The 18,587-nt window shown below is 58.4% G+C and carries 13 protein-coding genes; 3 read left to right on the top strand and 10 right to left on the bottom strand.

Going from position 1 to position 18,587, the window contains the following annotated elements:
- Nucleotides 1-11 precede the first annotated feature (11 nt).
- Nucleotides 12-701, bottom strand: coding sequence for an ABC transporter permease (locus tag AC1DVF_RS10325; RefSeq protein ID WP_169844036.1), 690 nt, complete (start codon nucleotides 699-701; stop codon nucleotides 12-14).
- 358 nt (nucleotides 702-1,059) lie between these two features.
- Between AC1DVF_RS10325 and AC1DVF_RS10320 the strand changes: the two genes are divergently transcribed.
- The 3 genes from AC1DVF_RS10320 (at nucleotide 1,060) to AC1DVF_RS10310 (ending at nucleotide 5,015) form a co-directional block, all read left to right on the top strand.
- Nucleotides 1,060-2,643: a peptide chain release factor 3 gene (locus tag AC1DVF_RS10320; RefSeq protein ID WP_095049730.1), complete on the top strand. Its 1,584-nt coding sequence runs from the start codon at nucleotides 1,060-1,062 to the stop codon at nucleotides 2,641-2,643.
- A gap of 748 nt (nucleotides 2,644-3,391) precedes the next feature.
- Nucleotides 3,392-4,591, top strand: a complete 1,200-nt coding sequence (locus AC1DVF_RS10315) for an MFS transporter (protein WP_257357008.1) — start codon at nucleotides 3,392-3,394, stop codon at nucleotides 4,589-4,591.
- 160 nt (nucleotides 4,592-4,751) lie between these two features.
- Nucleotides 4,752-5,015: a hypothetical protein gene (locus AC1DVF_RS10310; protein ID WP_460089868.1), complete on the top strand. Its 264-nt coding sequence runs from the start codon at nucleotides 4,752-4,754 to the stop codon at nucleotides 5,013-5,015.
- A 213-nt stretch (nucleotides 5,016-5,228) separates the two neighbouring features.
- Here AC1DVF_RS10310 and AC1DVF_RS10305 read toward each other — a convergent pair whose 3' ends face one another.
- From AC1DVF_RS10305 to AC1DVF_RS10265, 9 genes are all read right to left on the bottom strand, one after another.
- Nucleotides 5,229-6,209: a peptide ABC transporter ATP-binding protein gene (locus tag AC1DVF_RS10305; RefSeq protein ID WP_007917625.1), complete on the bottom strand. Its 981-nt coding sequence runs from the start codon at nucleotides 6,207-6,209 to the stop codon at nucleotides 5,229-5,231.
- A complete protein-coding gene (locus AC1DVF_RS10300) occupies nucleotides 6,209-7,177 on the bottom strand; it encodes an ABC transporter ATP-binding protein (RefSeq protein ID WP_093435852.1) in 969 nt (322 codons plus the stop codon). The genes AC1DVF_RS10305 and AC1DVF_RS10300 overlap by 1 nt, the downstream gene beginning before the upstream one ends.
- Before the next feature lie 10 nt (nucleotides 7,178-7,187).
- Nucleotides 7,188-8,111, bottom strand: coding sequence for an ABC transporter permease subunit (locus tag AC1DVF_RS10295; protein WP_477782411.1), 924 nt, complete (start codon nucleotides 8,109-8,111; stop codon nucleotides 7,188-7,190).
- 11 nt (nucleotides 8,112-8,122) lie between these two features.
- A complete protein-coding gene (locus AC1DVF_RS10290) occupies nucleotides 8,123-9,133 on the bottom strand; it encodes an ABC transporter permease subunit (protein WP_075947650.1) in 1,011 nt (336 codons plus the stop codon).
- Between the two features lie 73 nt (nucleotides 9,134-9,206).
- The gene (locus AC1DVF_RS10285; RefSeq protein ID WP_093435859.1) at nucleotides 9,207-10,802 is read right to left on the bottom strand and encodes an ABC transporter substrate-binding protein; all 1,596 of its coding nucleotides are present in this window, start codon (nucleotides 10,800-10,802) and stop codon (nucleotides 9,207-9,209) included.
- Between the two features lie 77 nt (nucleotides 10,803-10,879).
- Nucleotides 10,880-12,301 (bottom strand): OprD family porin, encoded by a 1,422-nt coding sequence (locus tag AC1DVF_RS10280; RefSeq protein WP_477782410.1) that lies wholly within the window; start codon nucleotides 12,299-12,301, stop codon nucleotides 10,880-10,882.
- A gap of 175 nt (nucleotides 12,302-12,476) precedes the next feature.
- Nucleotides 12,477-14,075, bottom strand: coding sequence for an ABC transporter substrate-binding protein (locus tag AC1DVF_RS10275; RefSeq protein WP_477782409.1), 1,599 nt, complete (start codon nucleotides 14,073-14,075; stop codon nucleotides 12,477-12,479).
- 301 nt (nucleotides 14,076-14,376) lie between these two features.
- Nucleotides 14,377-16,002 (bottom strand): ABC transporter substrate-binding protein, encoded by a 1,626-nt coding sequence (locus AC1DVF_RS10270; RefSeq protein ID WP_093435868.1) that lies wholly within the window; start codon nucleotides 16,000-16,002, stop codon nucleotides 14,377-14,379.
- A gap of 260 nt (nucleotides 16,003-16,262) precedes the next feature.
- A complete protein-coding gene (locus AC1DVF_RS10265) occupies nucleotides 16,263-17,864 on the bottom strand; it encodes an ABC transporter substrate-binding protein (RefSeq protein ID WP_477782408.1) in 1,602 nt (533 codons plus the stop codon).
- Between the last annotated feature and the right edge of the window lie 723 nt (nucleotides 17,865-18,587).

Here is an 18,587-nt window from a genome sequence, read left to right as displayed (position 1 = left end):
TCGCAAAAGCCTTAAGACGGGCGCAAACCGCGTTCCAGCCAGAGACGGCTGGCGAGGGTGACGACGCCATCGAGCAGCAAGGCCAGCAGCGCGGTGCACGCGGCGCCGAGCAGCAGTTGCGGCTGATTGTTCAGGGCGATGCCAGGGAAAATCAGGCTGCCGAGGCTGTTGGCGCCGATCAGGAACGCCAGCGGCGCGGTGCCGACGTTGATTGCCAGCGCCACGCGCACACCACCGACGATGATCGGCACGGCGTTGGGCAATTCGACTTTCCACAGCACCTGGCGCGGGGTCATGCCGATGCCGACGGCCGCTTCTTTCAGCGAACCCTGGACATTTTTCAGGCCTTCGTAGGTGTTGCGCACAATCGGCAGCAACGAAGCGAGGAATAAAGCAAAGATCGCCGGGCCACTGCCAATGCCGAGGACGCCCAGAGCAATCGCGAGCACGGCCAGCGGCGGCACGGTGTTACCGATATTGAAAATCTGCATGAAGCGTTCAGCGCGACCGACCATGGTCGGACGACTGAGGAAGATGCCGGCGGGGATGCCCACGACAAGGGCGGCCAGCATTGAAGCGAGGACGAGAATCAGATGAGCTTGCAGGTAAAACAACAAATCGTCGCGGTAGTGTTCGATCGTGTTGATGCCGATCCAGTGGACCAGCAGGGCCAGGAGCGCGATCACCACCGCACCTCCCATCAGCCCTTTGCCATAGCGGATAGCCACAGGCGGACTCCTTTTTTTGTAGTCGGCGAACGCCCTCCCGTGTGGCATGCCATACATGGCTGCCGGGAATAAACGTTCGCGAGAAGCAGCTCCCTCAGCACCGGCAAAAAGCGGTCTGAAAGCGAGCCATGAGCGCAGCCTCGTCAGGCTAACTTGCTGATTTTTCAGCCCCTGACGAAAATTCGTAACAGGGGATGGACGTCTCCGGGCTTTAAAAGGTTCCCATCTGCGGCAGCATTTGGCCACCCTTAATGTGCTCAACGGTTCGGTTATTGCATCGAGTTGGGCTATAATCGCGGCCCTTTTTTGAATCACCGCCAGGCGATTTCCCATGACCAACCAGGCCGCCGAAGTCGCGAAACGCCGCACTTTCGCCATTATTTCCCACCCCGATGCCGGTAAAACCACGATCACCGAAAAGCTCCTGTTGATGGGCAAGGCGATTGCAGTGGCCGGTACGGTGAAATCCCGTAAATCCGATCGCCATGCGACATCCGACTGGATGGAGATGGAGAAGCAACGGGGTATTTCCATTACCACGTCGGTCATGCAGTTCCCGTATCGCGAGCACATGATCAACCTGCTCGACACCCCGGGCCACGAAGACTTCTCCGAAGATACCTACCGCACCTTGACGGCGGTGGACTCGGCATTGATGGTCCTCGACGGCGGTAAAGGTGTCGAGCCACGGACCATTGCGCTGATGGACGTCTGCCGTCTGCGTGACACGCCGATCGTCAGCTTCATCAACAAACTCGACCGTGACATCCGCGACCCGATCGAACTGCTCGACGAGATCGAAGCCGTTCTGAAGATCAAGGCTGCGCCGATCACCTGGCCGATCGGTTGCTACCGTGACTTCAAGGGCGTGTACCACCTGGCTGACGACTACATCATTGTCTACACCGCCGGTCACGGTCACGAACGCACCGAAACCAAAATCATCGAGAAGCTCGATTCCGACGAAGCCCGCGCGCATCTGGGCGACGAGTACGACCGCTTCATCGAACAGCTGGAACTGGTTCAAGGCGCCTGCCACGAATTCAACCAGCAGGAATTCCTCGACGGTCAACTGACCCCGGTGTTCTTCGGTACGGCACTGGGCAACTTCGGTGTTGACCATGTACTCGACGCCGTCGTTGATTGGGCGCCGCGTCCGCTGGCCCGTGTCGCTAACGAGCGTACCGTTGAGCCGGTGGAAGAGAAGTTCTCGGGCTTCATCTTCAAGATCCAGGCGAACATGGACCCGAAACACCGCGACCGTATCGCCTTCATGCGCATTTGCTCCGGCAAGTACGAGAAAGGCATGAAGATGCGCCATGTGCGTACCGGCAAGGACGTGCGCATCGGCGATGCCCTGACGTTCTTCTCCTCCGAGCGGGAACAGCTTGAAGAAGCCTTTGCCGGCGACATCATTGGTTTGCACAACCACGGCACGATCCAGATTGGCGATACCTTCAGTGAAGGTGAAACCCTCGGTTTCACCGGTATTCCGCACTTTGCGCCGGAGCTGTTCCGTCGTGTGCGTCTGCGTGATCCGCTGAAGTCCAAGCAGTTGCGTCAGGGTCTGCAGCAACTGGCTGAAGAGGGCGCGACGCAGGTGTTTTTCCCGGAGCGCAGCAACGACATCATTCTGGGCGCCGTGGGTGTACTGCAGTTTGATGTGGTCGCCAGCCGTTTGAAGGAGGAATACAAGGTTGAGTGCTCGTACGAGCCGATTACTGTGTATTCCGCGCGCTGGATTGAATGCAGCGACAAGAAGAAGCTTGAGGAGTTTTCCAACAAGGCTGTGGAGAACCTGGCGGTCGATGGCGGTGGTCACCTGACTTACCTTGCGCCGACTCGGGTTAATCTGGCGTTGATGGAAGAGCGTTGGCCGGATGTGAAATTCCGTGCGACGCGTGAGCATCATTAAGTTCTGAATTGGTTTGTCCGAAGCCCTCTAGGTGTATGCCTAGGGGGCTTTTTTTGTTTGGTTGGTTTTGGGGGTATATCCGTTTCTGCGGGTGTTGCTGATTACGGTTTCGCCCTTACGGCGACTCACTTTTTTTACAAACGCCTAAAAAAAGTAAGCAAAAAAACGCTTGCTCCTACGTACGGCCCGCTCGCTGGGGCTCGGGGTTCCTTCGCTGCGGGATCGATCCGGGCGCAGCGCCTACGGTTTGCTTCGCTGCACCTCCTCTCGCTGTGTTTGGCTGCGCCAAACGGTCGCTGCGCTCTCTCGCCCGGATCAATCCCTCCACTCAGCCTTCCGACGTCGCCCTACAGATCAAGATCAAGATCAAGATCAAAAGCAGGCGAGCTGACACTCGGCCTATTGAGTGGTGAAGAGCACGGCGTGGTCGGCTTTGGATTTGTGTTGGATTTGCCCCTCACCCCAGCCCTCTCCCGAGGGAGAGGGGGCCGATTTGTGTGTTTTTCAAAGCCTCAGTTCGACGCGGTATCGCACGTCGGCGTAGCTCTCCCAAACACTGCGGTCAGTCCCCTCTCCCTCCGGGAGAGGGTTAGGGTGAGGGGCTTTTGATCTTCGGAACGGTTTTAACGCGCGCAATGGCTGTAGGACGACTCGGTTTTTTGTGGTCTCGATGTTCTTGAACGCGACAACCCGCCTGCTGGCCGTTAGTGTTCCAGCTCCACGCAAGTCGCTTTGAGAGGTCAATGGAATGACGAGTCGGCTGACTCACCTGCTACGGCTGAACGGCTATTTCGGCGTGATGGCCTGGGTGCTCGCGGCGCTGTTGTTCATCAATCGCTTGAGCAGCATGGTCAAGCTGTTCATGGCGTTGTACCTGCGTCAGGAACTGGGGCTGGCGATCGAGACGGTTGGCTGGTTGCTGTCGGCGTACGGCGCGGGTTTGCTGCTGGGGTCGATGCTCGGTGGCTGGCTCAGTGATCATGTGCGCACGGCGCGGCTGACGGCAACGCTGTTCTTTATTTCGGTGTGGGTGCTGATCCTGCTGGGGCTGGTGACGCAGGTGCCTTTGCTCGCTGCATTACTGTTGCTTAGTGGGATGATCGATGGGGCCATCCGCACGCTGCATCAGCGGCTGATCATGGAGTATTGCGAGGTGACGCAGCGCTCGCGGGCGCAGGCGTTGAGTCGGGTTGCGCGCAACCTTGGGATGGCCGCCGCCGGTGTGGCGGGCGGGGTGTTGGCGCAGACCGATTTTCGCTGGGTGTTTTTCGGCAGCGCGGCGATGACGTTGTTGGCGCTGCTCTGGTTTGTTCGTACCACGTGGCAGCGTCCGGTGCTGATCAATGAAGAGTCATCGATAGTCGGCGCCGGTGGTCCGGGTGTGCCGTATCGCGACAAACCGTTTCTCTGGTTGCTGGCAGCGACGGCCGTGCTCGGCATCGCGTTCGACACGGTCTACAGCACGCTGGGCAATTACCTGCGTGATTACTATCACTTGAGCACCGAGGCGATCGGCTGGCAGTTCGGGCTCAATGCGTTGTTGGTGATCGCCCTGCAGATTCCGCTGTCGCACTGGGGCGAGCGTTGGGGGATGCGCCGGCAAATGCTGCTCGGCAGTGTGTTGCTGGCCTGCGGACTCGGTATGTTGCCGTTCGGCTCCGGGCTGTTTTACGTCTGCCTGTCGACGCTGATCTGGACCTTGGGCGAGGCCTTTTTCATGCCGCCGCTGAATGTGCTGGCCATGCGTTTTGCCCAAGGCGGTAAAAGCGGTCAGTACTTCGGCCTGTTCTTTATGAGCTGGAGCGCCAGTGCGCTGTTGTCACCGGTACTCAGTGGCCAGTTGTACGGTCATTTCGGCGGCCACAGTGTGTGGCTGGCGAGTGCGCTGATGGTGTTGATTTCCATGCCGTTGACGTGGCAGGCCACGCGATCACGCGGCGGCGCTTAGCTGTTGCGGCTATGAGCATTATTCGAAAACTGTCTTTCCATGAAGGGCATTTCTGCCTGCTCCTTAGCGTCCTATCTGGTGAACCCGATGGATCGGAACTAGATTTCACACAGCGCCAGTCAGGCACGAATGTCTCACCTGAAAATGGATGGAGTCAGCTATGAAAAGCAGGTTGCTACGGGTTTTATTGCTGTTGAAAGTGATGGTCATGCTGTCCCTCGGCACCGCGACGGCCTGGGCCGAGTGCGAGGATCACGATTCCCAGGCCTTCAACGGCCAGGTCGGGCACAGCGGCTTGATGCTGGCCAAGTCTGAGTCCGAGCCGGGCGATCAGGACCAGGGCGGCAGCGCCGATGATGACGACTCGACCACTGATGAGCCGGACACTGATGATCCGGATGACGAAGGCGATGGCCAGACGTAAATCGCAGACAAAAGAAAACCCCTTCTGCCTCGACTGATGCGCAATCGGGGGGGAAGGGGTTTGGTTAACACGTCACTTTCTTTGAAATGCGATCCCTGTGGAAGCGAGCTTGCTCGCGAAAGCGGTGTATCAGGCGACATCTATGTTGAATGATTCAATGCCTTCGCGAGCAAGCTCGCTCCCACAGTGTTTTGTATCGCTCTCCAGTTTTGCTTACGCCGCGCCGTCGAGGAACTGCTCGGCGTAGTGGCAAGCCACCTGTCGGCTATCGAGCTGGCGCAAGGCTGGTTCTTCAGTGCTGCAACGCTCGGTCGCGTACGGGCAGCGCTTGTGGAAAGCGCAGCCCGGTGGCGGGTTCAGCGGGTTAGGCAGTTCGCCGACGATCTTGATTTTCGGCTTGTTCGGGTCCGGGTGAATGGTCGGGGTCGCCGACAGCAGCGCCTGGGTATATGGGTGCAACGGACGCTCGTAAATGTCGTTCTTCGGACCCAGTTCCACCGGGCGACCGAGATACATCACCATCACGTCGTCGGCCACGTGTTGCACCACCGCAAGGTTGTGCGAGATGAACACGTACGCAGTGTTGAACTCCTGCTGCAGATCCATGAACAGGTTCAGCACCTGCGCCTGAATCGACACGTCCAGTGCCGAGGTCGGTTCATCCGCCACCAGCACTTTCGGTTGCAGCATCATCGCGCGAGCCAGGGCGATACGCTGACGCTGACCGCCGGAGAACATGTGCGGATAGCGCTGGTAGTGCTCAGGGCGCAAGCCGACCTGCTTCATCATCGCCTGGACTTTCTCGCGACGCTCGGCGGCGGAGAGGTTGGTGTTGATCAGCAGCGGTTCGCCGAGCTGGTCACCGACTTTCTGCCGTGGGTTCAACGACGCGTATGGGCTTTGAAAGACCATCTGCACGTCTTTGCGCAGTTGCTTGCGCTGGGCCTTGTCGGCGCCGGCGACTTCCTGGCCGGCGATTTTCAAGGATCCGGAAGAAGGGTCTTCAATCAGCGTCAACGCACGGGCGAGGGTGGATTTGCCGCAGCCCGACTCGCCAACTACGGCGAGGGTCTTGCCGGCTTCCAGTTCGAACGACACGCCGTTGAGGGCGCGCACGGTCGCATGGCCCTTGAACAGGCCACGGGAAACTTCGTAGTGACGGGTCAGGTCGCGGGCGGTAAGTACGACGGCCATTACGCCACCTCCTGGTTCAGCGGGAAGAAGCAGCGGGCGAGGCTGTGGCTTTTCGGATCAAGGCCTGGACGCTGCGCGCGGCAGCTGTCCTGCACGTACGGGCAGCGCGGCGACAGCAGGCAGCCCTGCGGACGATCGTAGCGGCCCGGGACGATGCCCGGCAGGGTCGACAGGCGTGCGGCGCCGAGGCTGTGCTCGGGAATCGCCTTGAGCAGCGCTTCGCTGTACGGGTGCGCCGGGATGTCGAACAGTTGCGGCACCTGACCGACTTCAACGGCTTGCCCTGCGTACATCACGCAGACGCGCTGGGCGGTTTCGGCCACGACCGCGAGGTCGTGGGTGATCAGCACCAGGCCCATGTTCTGTTCTTTCTGCAACGCCAATAGCAGATCCATGATCTGCGCCTGAATCGTTACGTCCAGAGCAGTGGTCGGTTCGTCGGCGATCAGCAGTTTCGGTTCGCCGGCAATCGCCATGGCGATCGCAACGCGCTGGCTCATACCGCCGGACAGTTGATGCGGGTAGGCGTCCATACGGCTGGCGGCGCCCGGGATTTCGACTTTTTCCAGCAGTTCGATCGCACGTTTGCGCGCTTGCTTGCCGGACATTTTCAGGTGCAGACGCAGCACTTCTTCGATCTGGAAACCGACGGTGTAGCTCGGGTTCAGCGCGGTCATCGGGTCCTGAAAGACCATCGACAAGTCTTTGCCGACGATTTGCCGACGCTGACGGTTGCTCAGCTTGAGCATGTCTTTGCCGTCAAAGCTGAGCGAGTCGGCGGTGACGATGCCGGGGTGCTCGATCAGGCCCATCAGCGCCATCATGGTCACGGATTTACCCGAACCCGACTCGCCAACGATGGCCAGTACTTCGCCTTTGTCGACTTTCAGGTCGAGGCCATCGACCACCGGGGTCGCGGTCTTGTCGCCGAAGCGAACGTTGAGATTCTTGATTTCTAGCAGTGACATGGGAATCTCCTCAGGCGGCGTTCTTGAGTTTCGGGTCCAGCGCATCGCGCAGACCGTCGCCCATCAAGTTGATTGCCAGCACGCTGAGCAAAATGGTCAAACCAGGCAGGCTCACCACCCACCAGGCGCGTTCGATGTAGTCACGGGCCGAGGCCAGCATGGTGCCCCACTCAGGGGTTGGCGGTTGTACGCCAAGGCCGAGGAAGCCCAACGCTGCGGCATCGAGAATCGCCGACGAGAAGCTCAGGGTCGCCTGCACGATCAGCGGCGCCATGCAGTTGGGCAGCACGGTGATGAACATCAGACGTGGCAGACCGGCACCGGCCAGGCGCGCGGCGGTCACGTAGTCGCGGTTCAGTTCGCCCATCACGGCCGCACGGGTCAGACGCACATAGGACGGCAGCGAAACCACAGCGATAGCGATCACGGTGTTGATCAGGCCAGGGCCGAGGATGGCGACAATCGCCACCGCCAGCAGCAGCGACGGCAGGGCCAGCATGATGTCCATCAGACGCATGATGGTCGGGCCAATCATCTTCGGGAAGAAACCGGCGAACAGACCGAGCAGGATCCCCGGAATCAGCGACATCACCACCGACGACAAACCGATCAGCAGCGACAGGCGCGAACCCTGGATCAGACGCGACAGCAGGTCACGACCCAGTTCATCGGTGCCGAGCAGGAATTGCATCTGCCCGCYTTCCAGCCACGCCGGCGGCGTCAGCAGGAAGTCGCGGTATTGCTCGCTCGGGTTATGCGGCGCAACCCACGGCGCGAACAGCGCGCAGAAGATGATCAGCAGCATGAACATGAGGCCGGCAACTGCGCCCTTGTTCTTCGAGAAGGCTTGCCAGAATTCTTTGTACGGCGACGGGTACAGCAGACTTTGATCCGCGTTGGCGGCGGTGGCTACTGAGGATGTTGGAGTGCTCATGGTTATTGACCTCAGCGCTGATGACGGATGCGTGGGTTGGCAAAGCCGTAGAGGATGTCCACTACGAAGTTGACCAGAATCACCAGGCAGGCGATTAACAGGATGCCGTTTTGCACAACCGGGTAGTCCCGGGCGCCGATGGCTTCGATCAGCCATTTACCGATGCCGGGCCAGGAGAAAATCGTTTCGGTCAGAACCGCACCGGCCAGCAGGGTGCCGACTTGCAGGCCGACCACGGTGAGTACCGGAATCAGTGCGTTACGCAGACCGTGCACGAACACCACGCGCGACGGCGACAGGCCTTTGGCCCTGGCGGTGCGGATGTAGTCTTCACGCAGCACTTCGAGCATCGACGAACGGGTCATTCGCGCGATCACCGCCAGCGGAATGGTGCCGAGGACGATGGCCGGCAGGATCAGGTGATGCAGGGCATCGAAGAAGGCGCCAACGTCATCGGCCAGCAGCGTGTCGATCAGCATGAAACCAGTGCGCGGCTCGATGTCATAGAGCAGGTCGATGCGCCCGGAAACCGGGGTCCAGCCCAGGCTCACCGAGAAGAACATGATCAGGATCAGGCCCCACCAGAAGATCGGCATCGAATACCCCGCGAGGGAGATCCCCATCACCCCGTGGTCGAACAGAGATCCTCGCTTGAGTGCCGCGATCACCCCGGCCAGAAGCCCGAGAATGCCGGCGAACAGCAGGGCGGCCATGGACAGTTCCAGGGTCGCCGGGAAAAGGGAGGTGAACTCGGTCCATACGCTTTCACGCGTGCGCAGGGATTCGCCGAGATCGCCGTGAGCCAGTTTGCCGATGTAGTCCAGGTACTGGGCATACAGCGGCTTGTTCAGACCTAGGCGTTCCATTGCCTGAGCGTGCATTTCGGGGTCGACCCGACGTTCGCCCATCATCACTTCCACGGGGTCGCCCGGAATCATGCGAATCAACGCGAAAGTCAGCAAGGTGATGCCGAAAAACGTGGGGATCAACAACCCCAGTCGGCGGGCAATAAAACTAAACATCGTGTGTGGTACCTCATCAGCCGGTTAGGCGTGCCCGGCATCCCTGGGGTCAGGGACGCCGGGAGTTTCTTATCTACTTCACCTGGGTAGTGGCGAAGTTATTAGTGGTGAGAGGGCTGATGTGATAGCCCTCTACGTTGTTACGCATTGCAGTAAACATCCTGGTGTGGGCCATGCTGATCCATGGCTGATCCTGATTAAACAGCACTTGCGCCTGTTCGTAGAGCTTTGCGCGTTCGGCCGGATCTACTTTAGCCCGTGCTTCATCCAGCAGTGCCTGGAATTTCTCGTTGCACCAGCGAGCGTAGTTCTCGCCATTTTTTGCCGCTTCGCAACTGAGCATAGGCGTCAGGAAGTTATCCGGGTCGCCGTTGTCGCCCGCCCATCCGGCCGAGACCATATCGTGTTCGCCGGCCTTGGCGCGTTTAAGCATTTCGCCCCATTCCATCACGCGAATGTCGATCTTGATCCCGACTTTCGCCAGGTCAGCCTGCATCATTTGCGCGCCGAGCATCGGGTTGGGGTTGGTCGGACCGCCACCGTTGCGGGTAAACAGGGTAAACACGGTGCCCTCCGGAACCCCGGCTTCCTTGAGCAGCTTGCGGGCGGCATCGAGGTCACGTGGCGGGTTCTTCAGGTCGTGGTTATAGCCGAGCAGGGTCGGCGGGTACGGGTTGACCGCGACCGACGCATTGCCTTTGCCGAACAGCGCGTTGACATAGGCTTCCTTGTCAAAGGCGATATCGATGGCTTTGCGCACGCGCACGTCACTCATGTACTTGTGCTGGGTGTTCATGGCGACGTACGAGACGGTCATCGCGTCGAGCTCATCGACTTTCAGGTTGCTGTCTTTCTTGATGCTCGGGATGTCATCCGGTTTCGGATACAGGGCGATCTGGCACTCGTTGGCCTTGAGCTTCTGCAGGCGCACGTTGTTGTCGGTGGCGATCGCCAGGATCAGCGCGTCAGCCGGCGCCTTGCCACGGAAGTAATCCGGGTTGGCCTTGAAACGCACCTGCGCGTCTTTTGCATAACGCTGGAAGATGAACGGGCCGGTGCCGATCGGCTTGTTGTTCAAGTCACCTGTCTTGTTGGCCTTGAGCAATTGGTCGGCGTATTCGGCCGGGTAGATCGAGGAGAACGCCATCGCGATATCGGCCAGGAACGGCGCTTCGCGGCGGGTCAGGGTGAACTTGACCGTGTTGTCGTCGACTTTCTCGACATTCTTCAGCAGTTCCTTGAAACCCATGCTTTCAAAGTACGGGAAGCCCACGCTCGACAGTTTGTGCCACGGGTGATTCGGGTCCAGTTGACGCTGGAAGCTCCAGACCACGTCGTCGGCGTTCATGTCGCGGGTCGGCTTGAAATATTCGGTGGTGTGAAACTTGACGCCTTTGCGCAGGTGGAACGTGTAGGTCAGGCCGTCTTCGCTGATGTCCCAGGACTCGGCGAGTGCCGGGATCACTTCAGTGGTTCCGGGCTTGAAGTCAGCCAGGCGGTTGAAGATGGTTTCGGCCACAGCGTCCGCCGTGACTGCAGTTGTGTACTGGACCATATCGAAGCCTTCCGGGCTGGCTTCGGTGCAGACCACCAAGGGTTTGGCCGAGACGCCAACAGCGACACTCAGCAACGCAGCCGCGATGGCCGCACGTAGGGGAAGCATTTTCATCGATAACCCTCTGCAATCGGTTGAAGACAAAAAGCCGAACGGCCGACTCATCATGAGTCAGCCGTCGGCTGGCGTTTTTACAGGATGTTGAATGGAATCGTGGTCACGAGACGGAACTCGTTGATGTTGCCGTCAGCCTGATGCTCGCTGGCGCGGTGCGTGGTGTAAGTCGCCCGGATTGCGGTGGCTTTGAGCGGGCCGCTTTGCACGGCGTAGGAAGCGCCGATGCCGTATTCGTAGTGAGTTTCGCCGTCCATCAGGCTCAGATCGCCGCGCTTGGCGCCCGGGTCGGTGTAGGCAGTGCCACGGTAGTGAGTACCGTCGATGCCCCAGCCGCGAGCCTGGTAGATGTTGAACTTCAGGCCTGGCACACCGTATTCGGCCATGTTGATGCCGTAAGCGATCTGGAAGGACTTCTCGTTCGGGCCGTTGAAGTCCGACAGCAGGGAGTTGGCCAGGTAGATGCCGTTGGTTTCATGCAGGTAGTCGAAGTAGGTGTCGCCATTCACTTCCTGGTACGAGAAAGTCAGGCTGTGAGCCTGGTGCGCCAGACCCAGCGACAGCGAGTAGGTATCGTTGTCGATCTCGCCCATCAGCTTTTTGCCTTCATCGACGGTCTTGTAGTAGTTCAGACCGGTGGTCAGGCTCAGCACCTGGCTGTCACCCAGTTCGTGGGTGGCGCCGAAGTAGTACTGATTCCAGAAGTCTTCGACGTTGGAGCCGTACAGGCTGGTTTTCAGACTTTTGAACGGCTGGTAGTTGACGCCAGCGATGTAGACCTTGTCGGTCTCAACGCCAGTGGCCGAGTACTCGGTGCGGAATTTCGACAGGCTCTGCTCGGTACGTGGCGAAACACGGTCGAAGCCACCCAGGTCGAACGACAGGTTGTTGAACTCTTCGCTGTGCAGGGTAATACCTTCAAAACTCGAAGGCAGCGGACGGTTGCCGATGACGTCAACGATCGGCGTGCTGAAGTTCTGGCGACCGGCGGTCAGTGTGGTGTTGGAGACACGCAGCTTGACGTTGGCCAGACCCAGTTTGCTCCATTGGTCGACAGCGTCGCCGTCGGAGTGCGCCAGGGTGCGGTTGGAACCGCCGGCGATGTCCTTGCGGTCACGGTCCAGGACAATTGCGTTGTAAGCGGCGACTTCAGTGCTGACGCCAACGGTGCCTTGGGTAAAGCCCGAGGTGTAGTTGACGATGGTGCCCTGAACCCAGTTGATACGACGCGGGGTCGGTGTCTTGACCACTGGCGAAGTGTTCTTGTCGCTGTTTTTCACGTAGCTGAAACGGTCATCACGACGCTTCAGCTCATTGGCGTACCAGTTACGGGTTGTGCCGCCCAGGCTTTGTCCATCGATAAAGCCTTTGGCCTCGCTTTGGGCGCTACTGCCGGCCAATGTGGTAGGGACGAACTCCTGACTTGCAGGTTCTGCGTACGCCGTGGCGGTGACGCTGCTGATGGCCAGGGCCAGTATCGCGGTGCTGCTCAGTTTCATGGGTGAAGCTCCTTTACTTTCTTTTTATGCCGGCTTTTTTTGGTATGCCGGTTATTGGTTTAGAACTCGTTCACACATCGCAAACGTTTGCCAGAAGCCGGATTGGCGAATTTCGGCAAAGCGCTTGCGTGAGGGGCTAGACAGCGCCCCCCAGCATTGCGGCTAATCGTCTGGTTTAATCGATACCGACACCCGAGAACACGTTGCGACCGAACGGGCTGACTTTGAAACCCTCGATCCTGGCGCTTAACGGTTGGTTGACCGTCGAGTGGGCGAYAGGCGTGATCGGCACTTGCTGTTTAAGCAATTGCTGAGCCTGTTTGTAGAGCACGGTGCGTTGGTCACGGTCGGTGACGACCTTGGCCTCTTTGATCAGCTTGTCGTAAGCCGGATCGCACCACATGGAATAGTTGTTGCCGCCAATGGCATCGCAGCTGTACAGCGTGCCGAGCCAGTTGTCCGGATCCCCGTTGTCACCGGTCCAGCCGATCAGGCTGACGTCGTGCTCGCCGTTCTTGGTGCGCTTGATGTACTCGCCCCATTCGTAGCTGACGATTTTCACTTTCAGACCGATCTTGGCCCAGTCAGCCTGGAGCATTTCGGCCATCAGTTTGGCGTTCGGGTTGTACGGGCGCTGCACCGGCATCGCCCACAGGGTGATCTCGGTGCCTTCTTTGACACCGGCAGCCTTGAGCAGCTCTTTGGCTTTTTCCGGGTTATAGGCGGCGTCTTTGATGCTGTCGTCGTAGGACCACTGGGTCGGCGGCATGGCATTCACGGCCAGTTGGCCGGCGCCCTGATAAACAGCGTTGAGAATCCCTTGTTTATTCACCGCCATGTCCAGCGCCTGACGCACTTCGAGCTGGTCGAATGGCTTGTGGCGAACGTTGTAGGCGATGTAGCCGAGGTTGAAACCCGGCTTGGAGATCAATTGCAGTTTCGAATCGGCCTTCAGCGCTTCAACATCGGCAGGGCGCGGGTGCAGGGTGATCTGGCACTCGCCGGCCTTGAGCTTCTGCACGCGCACCGAGGCGTCGGTGTTGATCGCAAAGATCAGATTATCGAGTTTGACTCGGCTCGGATCCCAGTAATGTTGATTACCGGTGTAACGAATGTTCGAGTCTTTCTGATAACTCTTGAACACGAACGGCCCGGTGCCGATCGGTTTCTGGTTGATGTCGCTTGGCTTGCCTTCGGCCAGCAGCTTGTCGGCGTATTCGGCGGACAGGATGGCGGCGAAGCTCATGGCGATGTTCTGGATGAACGCGGCGTCGACGCTGTTGAGCGTGAACTCCACGGTCAGCGGCCCGGTCTTCTCGACCTTGGCGATGTTCTTGTTCAGGCTCATCCCGTTGAAATACGGGAACTCGGTTGGATAAGCCTTACGGAAAGGTTGTTGCGCATCGAGCATGCGATTAAACGTGAACAGCACGTCGTCGGAGTTGAAATCGCGAGTTGGCTTGAAGTACGGCGTTGTATGAAATTTCACACCTTCACGCAGGTGAAAGGTGTACTTGAGACCATCCTCGGAAATGTCCCACTTGGTCGCCAGACCGGGTACGACATTGGTCGCGCCTTTTTCGAACTCGACGAGACGGTTGTAGATCGGTTCGGCGGCGTCGTTATCGGTCGCTGTTGTGTACTGCGCGGTATCGAAACCGGCCGGGCTGCCTTCAGAGCAGAACACCAGGCTTTTGCTGGCGGCGAAACTGGCGGACGAGGCGGCCAACAGGCCGGCACCCAGCAATGCGGAATAAATCAAGGTATGGCGCATGACGCTCCCTCTTTTTTTAGTGTTGTTCAATGCACCGTCACCTCATCCAGAGACGTTTTGGTTGCATCGAGCTCAATCCAGTACGTACGGCAAACCGGTGGCCCACGCAGACACTGGTCAGTACCCGACGGTAGGGGCCGCGGTTCTGGCAGTAAATGCGTAAATGCCTTAAATCTCGTAGGAAAAGGCGACGCGTCCTATACCTCTGCGGTAATCCGCAGCGGAATTGGTTGTAGGCAATTTCCTAACTTCTCGGCAGGTAAAACAACGGCGACGTTATAAACGTCGCCGCTGCAGTGCCTTATTTGCTGACGCTGACGCCGTAGAAGGAGTTCAAGCCGAATGGGCTGATCTTGAAATCCTGCACGTTGGCGCGCATGGGTTGGTACACCGTCGAGTGAGCGATAGGTGTCATCGGGACTGCATCTTTGAGGACGTGTTGCGCCTCTTTGTACAGTTCGGTGCGCTTGGCCTGGTCGGTTGTACGCTTGGCTTCTTTGACGAGGCCGTCGAACTTCTTGTCGCACCACTTGGAGAAGTTGTTGCCGCTGAGCGAGTCGCAACCGAACAGCACGTTCAGCCAGTTGTCCGGATCACCATTGTCACCGCTCCAGCCAATGATCATGGCCTGGTTCTCGCCACCTTTGGAACGCTTGATGTACTCGCCCCATTCGTAGCTGGTGATCTTCACTTTCAAGCCGATCTTGGCCCAGTCGGACTGGAGCATTTCAGCCATCAGTTTGGCGTTCGGGTTGTACGGACGCTGCACCGGCATCGCCCACAGAACGATTTCGGTACCTTCCTTGACGCCAGCTTCCTTCAGCAGTTGCTTGGCTTTCTCAGGATCGTACTTGGCGTCTTTGATGGTGGTGTCGTAAGACCACTGGGTCGGCGGCATGGCGTTGACCGCCAGTTGGCCTGCGCCCTGGTAAACCGAATCAATGATTTGCGGCTTGTTGACGGCCATGTCCAGCGCCTGACGGACGCGCAGATCAGCCAGTGGGTTGGCTTCGTTGCTGCCCTTGACCTTGTCCATCACGTTGTAGGCGATGTAACCCAGGTTGAAACCAGCCTGGTCAGGCATCTTCAGGGTCTTGTCTTCTTTCAGCGCTTTCAGATCGGCCGGACGCGGGAACAGGGTGACCTGGCACTCGTTCTTTTTCAGCTTCTGAATACGTACCGACGGGTCAGTGGTGATGGCGAAGATCAGGTTGTCGATCTTCACATCCTCAGGCTTCCAGTAATCCTTGTTGCCGGTGTAACGGATGTTGGAGTCTTTCTGATAGCTCTTGAACACGAACGGACCAGTGCCGATCGGCTTCTGGTTGATGTCGGCAGCCTTGCCTTCTTTCAGCAGCTGCGCTGCGTATTCGGCGGACTGTACCGAGGCGAAGCTCATGGCCATGTTCTGGATGAACGCCGCGTCGACTTCTTTCAGAGTGAACTTGACGGTGTGGTCGTCGACTTTATCGATCTTGGTGATGTTGGTGTCCATCCCCATGTCGGTGAAGTACGGGAATTCGGTCGGGTACGCCTTACGGAACGGGTCATCCTTGTTAATCATGCGATTGAAGGTGAATAGCACGTCGTCGGCGTTGAACTCACGAGTCGGCTTGAAATACGGGGTGGTGTGGAACTTGACGCCTTCACGCAGGTGGAAGGTGTAAGTCAGGCCGTCATCGGAGATGTCCCACTTGGTCGCCAGACCAGGAATCACGGCGGTGCCGCCGCGCTCGAACTGGGTAAGACGGTTGAACATGGTTTCGGCTGAGGCGTCGAAGTCGGTTCCGGTGGTGTACTGGCCTGGGTCGAAACCGGCCGGGCTGCCTTCGGAGCAGAACACCAGGTTAGTCGCAGCGGATGCGAAAGGTGCGGAGGCTAACAAGCCTGCGCCGACTAAAAACGGAATGACCGCGTGTTTAAGCATGTTGGCCTCATGATTTGTTGTCATTTTTTAGTTGTGAGGTACGACCTCGTGAGTCGTGCCTGCGGATACTTATGCAGGGGCCATACCCATTGCAAGATCCAGAACGACTGCCGGCCACAAAGCGTGGCACGAACGTACCTTAATGTCGCATCTGTGTAACTTCTGACGCATTTGACCGTTTGCGGGTGGTTTTTACGGTGCAAATGAAGCCCCAAAACGGTGCACTGGTCACGTTGTGCGCGCCGCCTTGGGGCTTGGTGTTACTTATTTATACCCACGCCATAGAAGGGGGTAAGACCGAACGGGCTGATCCGGAAGTCAGTGACTTCCTTGCGCAGCGGCTGGAACACCGTGGAGTTGGCAATCGGTGTGATCGGCACCTGCTGTTTGAGGATCAGTTGCGCCTGTTGATACAGTTTTACCCGTTGATCTTTGTCGGTGTCCAACTTGGCCTGTTGCACCAGTTTGTCGTAGGCCGGATCGCACCATTTGGCGTAGTTGCTGCCTTTTACCGCCGCGCAGCTGTAGAGCACGCCCAGCCAGTTGTCCGGGTCACCGTTGTCACCTGTCCAACCATAAATCATGGCGTCGTGTTCGCCATTTTTCGCGCGTTTGATGTACTCGCCCCATTCGTAGCTGACGATGTTGGCCTTGATGCCTATTTTTTCCCAATCCTGCTGGATCATCTGCGCCGACATCCGCGCATTCGGGTTTGAGGCGCGTTGCACTGTCATCGCCCAAAGGTTGATGGTTGTACCCGGCGCAACCCCTGCTTCTTTCAGTAGCACCCGTGCTTTTGCCGGGTCGTAGGGAGCGTCCTTGATGTTCGGGTCATACGACCATTGCGCCGGCGGCAAGGCGTTTTGGGCCAGCTGGCCGGCGCTTTGGTAGACGGCTTTGATGATTGCCGGTTTGTCGATGGCCATGTCCAGCGCCTGCCGCACCTTGAGCTGGTCGAGTGGCGCGTGGGTGGTGTTATAGGCGAGGAAGCCGAGGTTGAAACCGGCCTGCTTGAGCACACGCAAGTTCGGGTCTTTTTCCATCACTTCGATATCGGCCGGGCGTGGGTAGCCGCTGACCTGGCATTCGCCGGCCTTGAGTTTTTGCAGGCGCACGGCGGCGTCCGGGGTGATCGAGAAAATCAGGTTGTCGATCTTCACGTCTTCGGGTTTCCAGTAGGCCGTGTTGGCGGCGTAGCGGATTTGCGAGTCCTTTTGGTAGCGCTTGAACACGAACGGGCCGGTGCCGATCGGTTTCTGGTTGAGGTCGGCGGCTTTGCCTTCCTTCAACAGTTGCGCGGCGTATTCGGCTGATTGCACCGAGGCGAAGCTCATGGCGAGGTTTTGCACGAACGCGGCGTCGACGTTGTTGAGGTTGAAGCGCACGGTTTGCTCGTCGAGTTTTTCTAACGATTTGATTGTGGTGTTGAGGCCCATGTCGGTGAAGTAGGGGGATTCGGCGGGGTAGGCCTTGCGGAAGGCGTTATCCGGGTCGAGGAGGCGCTGGAAGGTGAAGAGCACGTCGTCGGCGTTGAAGTCTCGGGTCGGTTTGAAGTAGTCGGTGGTGTGGAATTTTACGTTTTGGCGTAGGTGGAAGGTGTATTGCAGGCCGTCGCTGGAGACGTCCCATTTTGTCGCCAGGCCGGGTTCGATGTCGGTGCCGCCGCGTTTGAATTGGGTGAGGCGGTTGAAGACGGTTTCGGCGGAGGCGTCGAAGTCGGTGCCGCTGGTGTATTGGCTGGGGTCGAAGCCTGCGGGGCTGGCTTCGGAGCAGTAGACCAGGGTTGTGGCGGCGTTTGCCAGCGGGGCTATGGTTGTTAGTGCGAGGGTGATTAATAGTGGTTTTAGAGTGAATCTTGGCATGGAGTCCCCGCGGAGATTGGAGGTGGTGGTTTTTTGAGGGTAGCGGGGATTTGGGGGTGTTCGGAAATATCGTTTTTCCTGTTGGAGTGTCTATCTCGGTATATGTAGGGGCTTTTTTGGGTACATATCCGTTGCTGCGGTAACGTCTGCTTAGGGTTTCGCCCTGACGGCGACTCACTTTTTTTCAAACGCCAAAAAAAGTAAGCAAAAAACGCTTGCTCCTACGTTCGGCCCGCTCGCTGGGGCTCGGGGTTCCTTCGCTGCGGGATCGATCCGGGCGCAGCGTCTCCGGTTTGCTTCGCTGCACCTACTCCCGCTGTGTTTGGCTGCGCCAAACGGTCGCTGCGCTCCCACCCCGGGATCAATCCCTCCACTCAGCCTTCCGACGTCGCCGGTGGGTCAAGATCAAAAGCAGGCGAGCTGACACTCGGCCTATTGAGTGGTGAAAAGCGGGTGTTCGGCTTTGGTTTTGTGGTGGATTTGCCCCTCACCCCAGCCCTCTCCCGGAGGGAGAGGGGGCCGATTTGTGTGTTTTTCAAAGCCTCAGTTCGACGCGGTATCGCACGTCGGCGTAACTCTCCCAAACACCACGGTCAGTCCCCTCTCCCTCTGGGAGAGGGCTAGGGTGAGGGTTGGCTTTTGGCTGTTTAAATCTGATGCAAATAACCAGAACCTTCCCACAAGGTTTTCAGGTTGTCCGTCGGACGTGCGCTCTTTAGGCTC

The sequence above is a fragment of the Pseudomonas sp. P4_D7 genome, assembly GCF_056401755.1.
Note: the sequence above shows the minus strand (reverse complement) of the source record. Positions and strands in the feature narration are given on the sequence as shown.

Bases quoted from the DNA above. Each gene is read 5' to 3' on its own strand.
- AC1DVF_RS10270 (WP_093435868.1), bottom strand. From the start codon at position 16,002: ATGCTTAAACACGCGGTCATTCCGTTTTTAGTCGGCGCAGGCTTGTTA.
- AC1DVF_RS10280 (WP_477782410.1), bottom strand. From the start codon at position 12,301: ATGAAACTGAGCAGCACCGCGATACTGGCCCTGGCCATCAGCAGCGTC.
- AC1DVF_RS10310 (WP_460089868.1), top strand. From the start codon at position 4,752: ATGAAAAGCAGGTTGCTACGGGTTTTATTGCTGTTGAAAGTGATGGTC.
- AC1DVF_RS10305 (WP_007917625.1), bottom strand. From the start codon at position 6,209: ATGGCCGTCGTACTTACCGCCCGCGACCTGACCCGTCACTACGAAGTT.
- AC1DVF_RS10315 (WP_257357008.1), top strand. From the start codon at position 3,392: ATGACGAGTCGGCTGACTCACCTGCTACGGCTGAACGGCTATTTCGGC.
- AC1DVF_RS10265 (WP_477782408.1), bottom strand. From the start codon at position 17,864: ATGCCAAGATTCACTCTAAAACCACTATTAATCACCCTCGCACTAACA.
- AC1DVF_RS10325 (WP_169844036.1), bottom strand. From the start codon at position 701: ATGGGAGGTGCGGTGGTGATCGCGCTCCTGGCCCTGCTGGTCCACTGG.
- AC1DVF_RS10300 (WP_093435852.1), bottom strand. From the start codon at position 7,177: ATGTCACTGCTAGAAATCAAGAATCTCAACGTTCGCTTCGGCGACAAG.
- AC1DVF_RS10285 (WP_093435859.1), bottom strand. From the start codon at position 10,802: ATGAAAATGCTTCCCCTACGTGCGGCCATCGCGGCTGCGTTGCTGAGT.
- AC1DVF_RS10320 (WP_095049730.1), top strand. From the start codon at position 1,060: ATGACCAACCAGGCCGCCGAAGTCGCGAAACGCCGCACTTTCGCCATT.
- AC1DVF_RS10290 (WP_075947650.1), bottom strand. From the start codon at position 9,133: ATGTTTAGTTTTATTGCCCGCCGACTGGGGTTGTTGATCCCCACGTTT.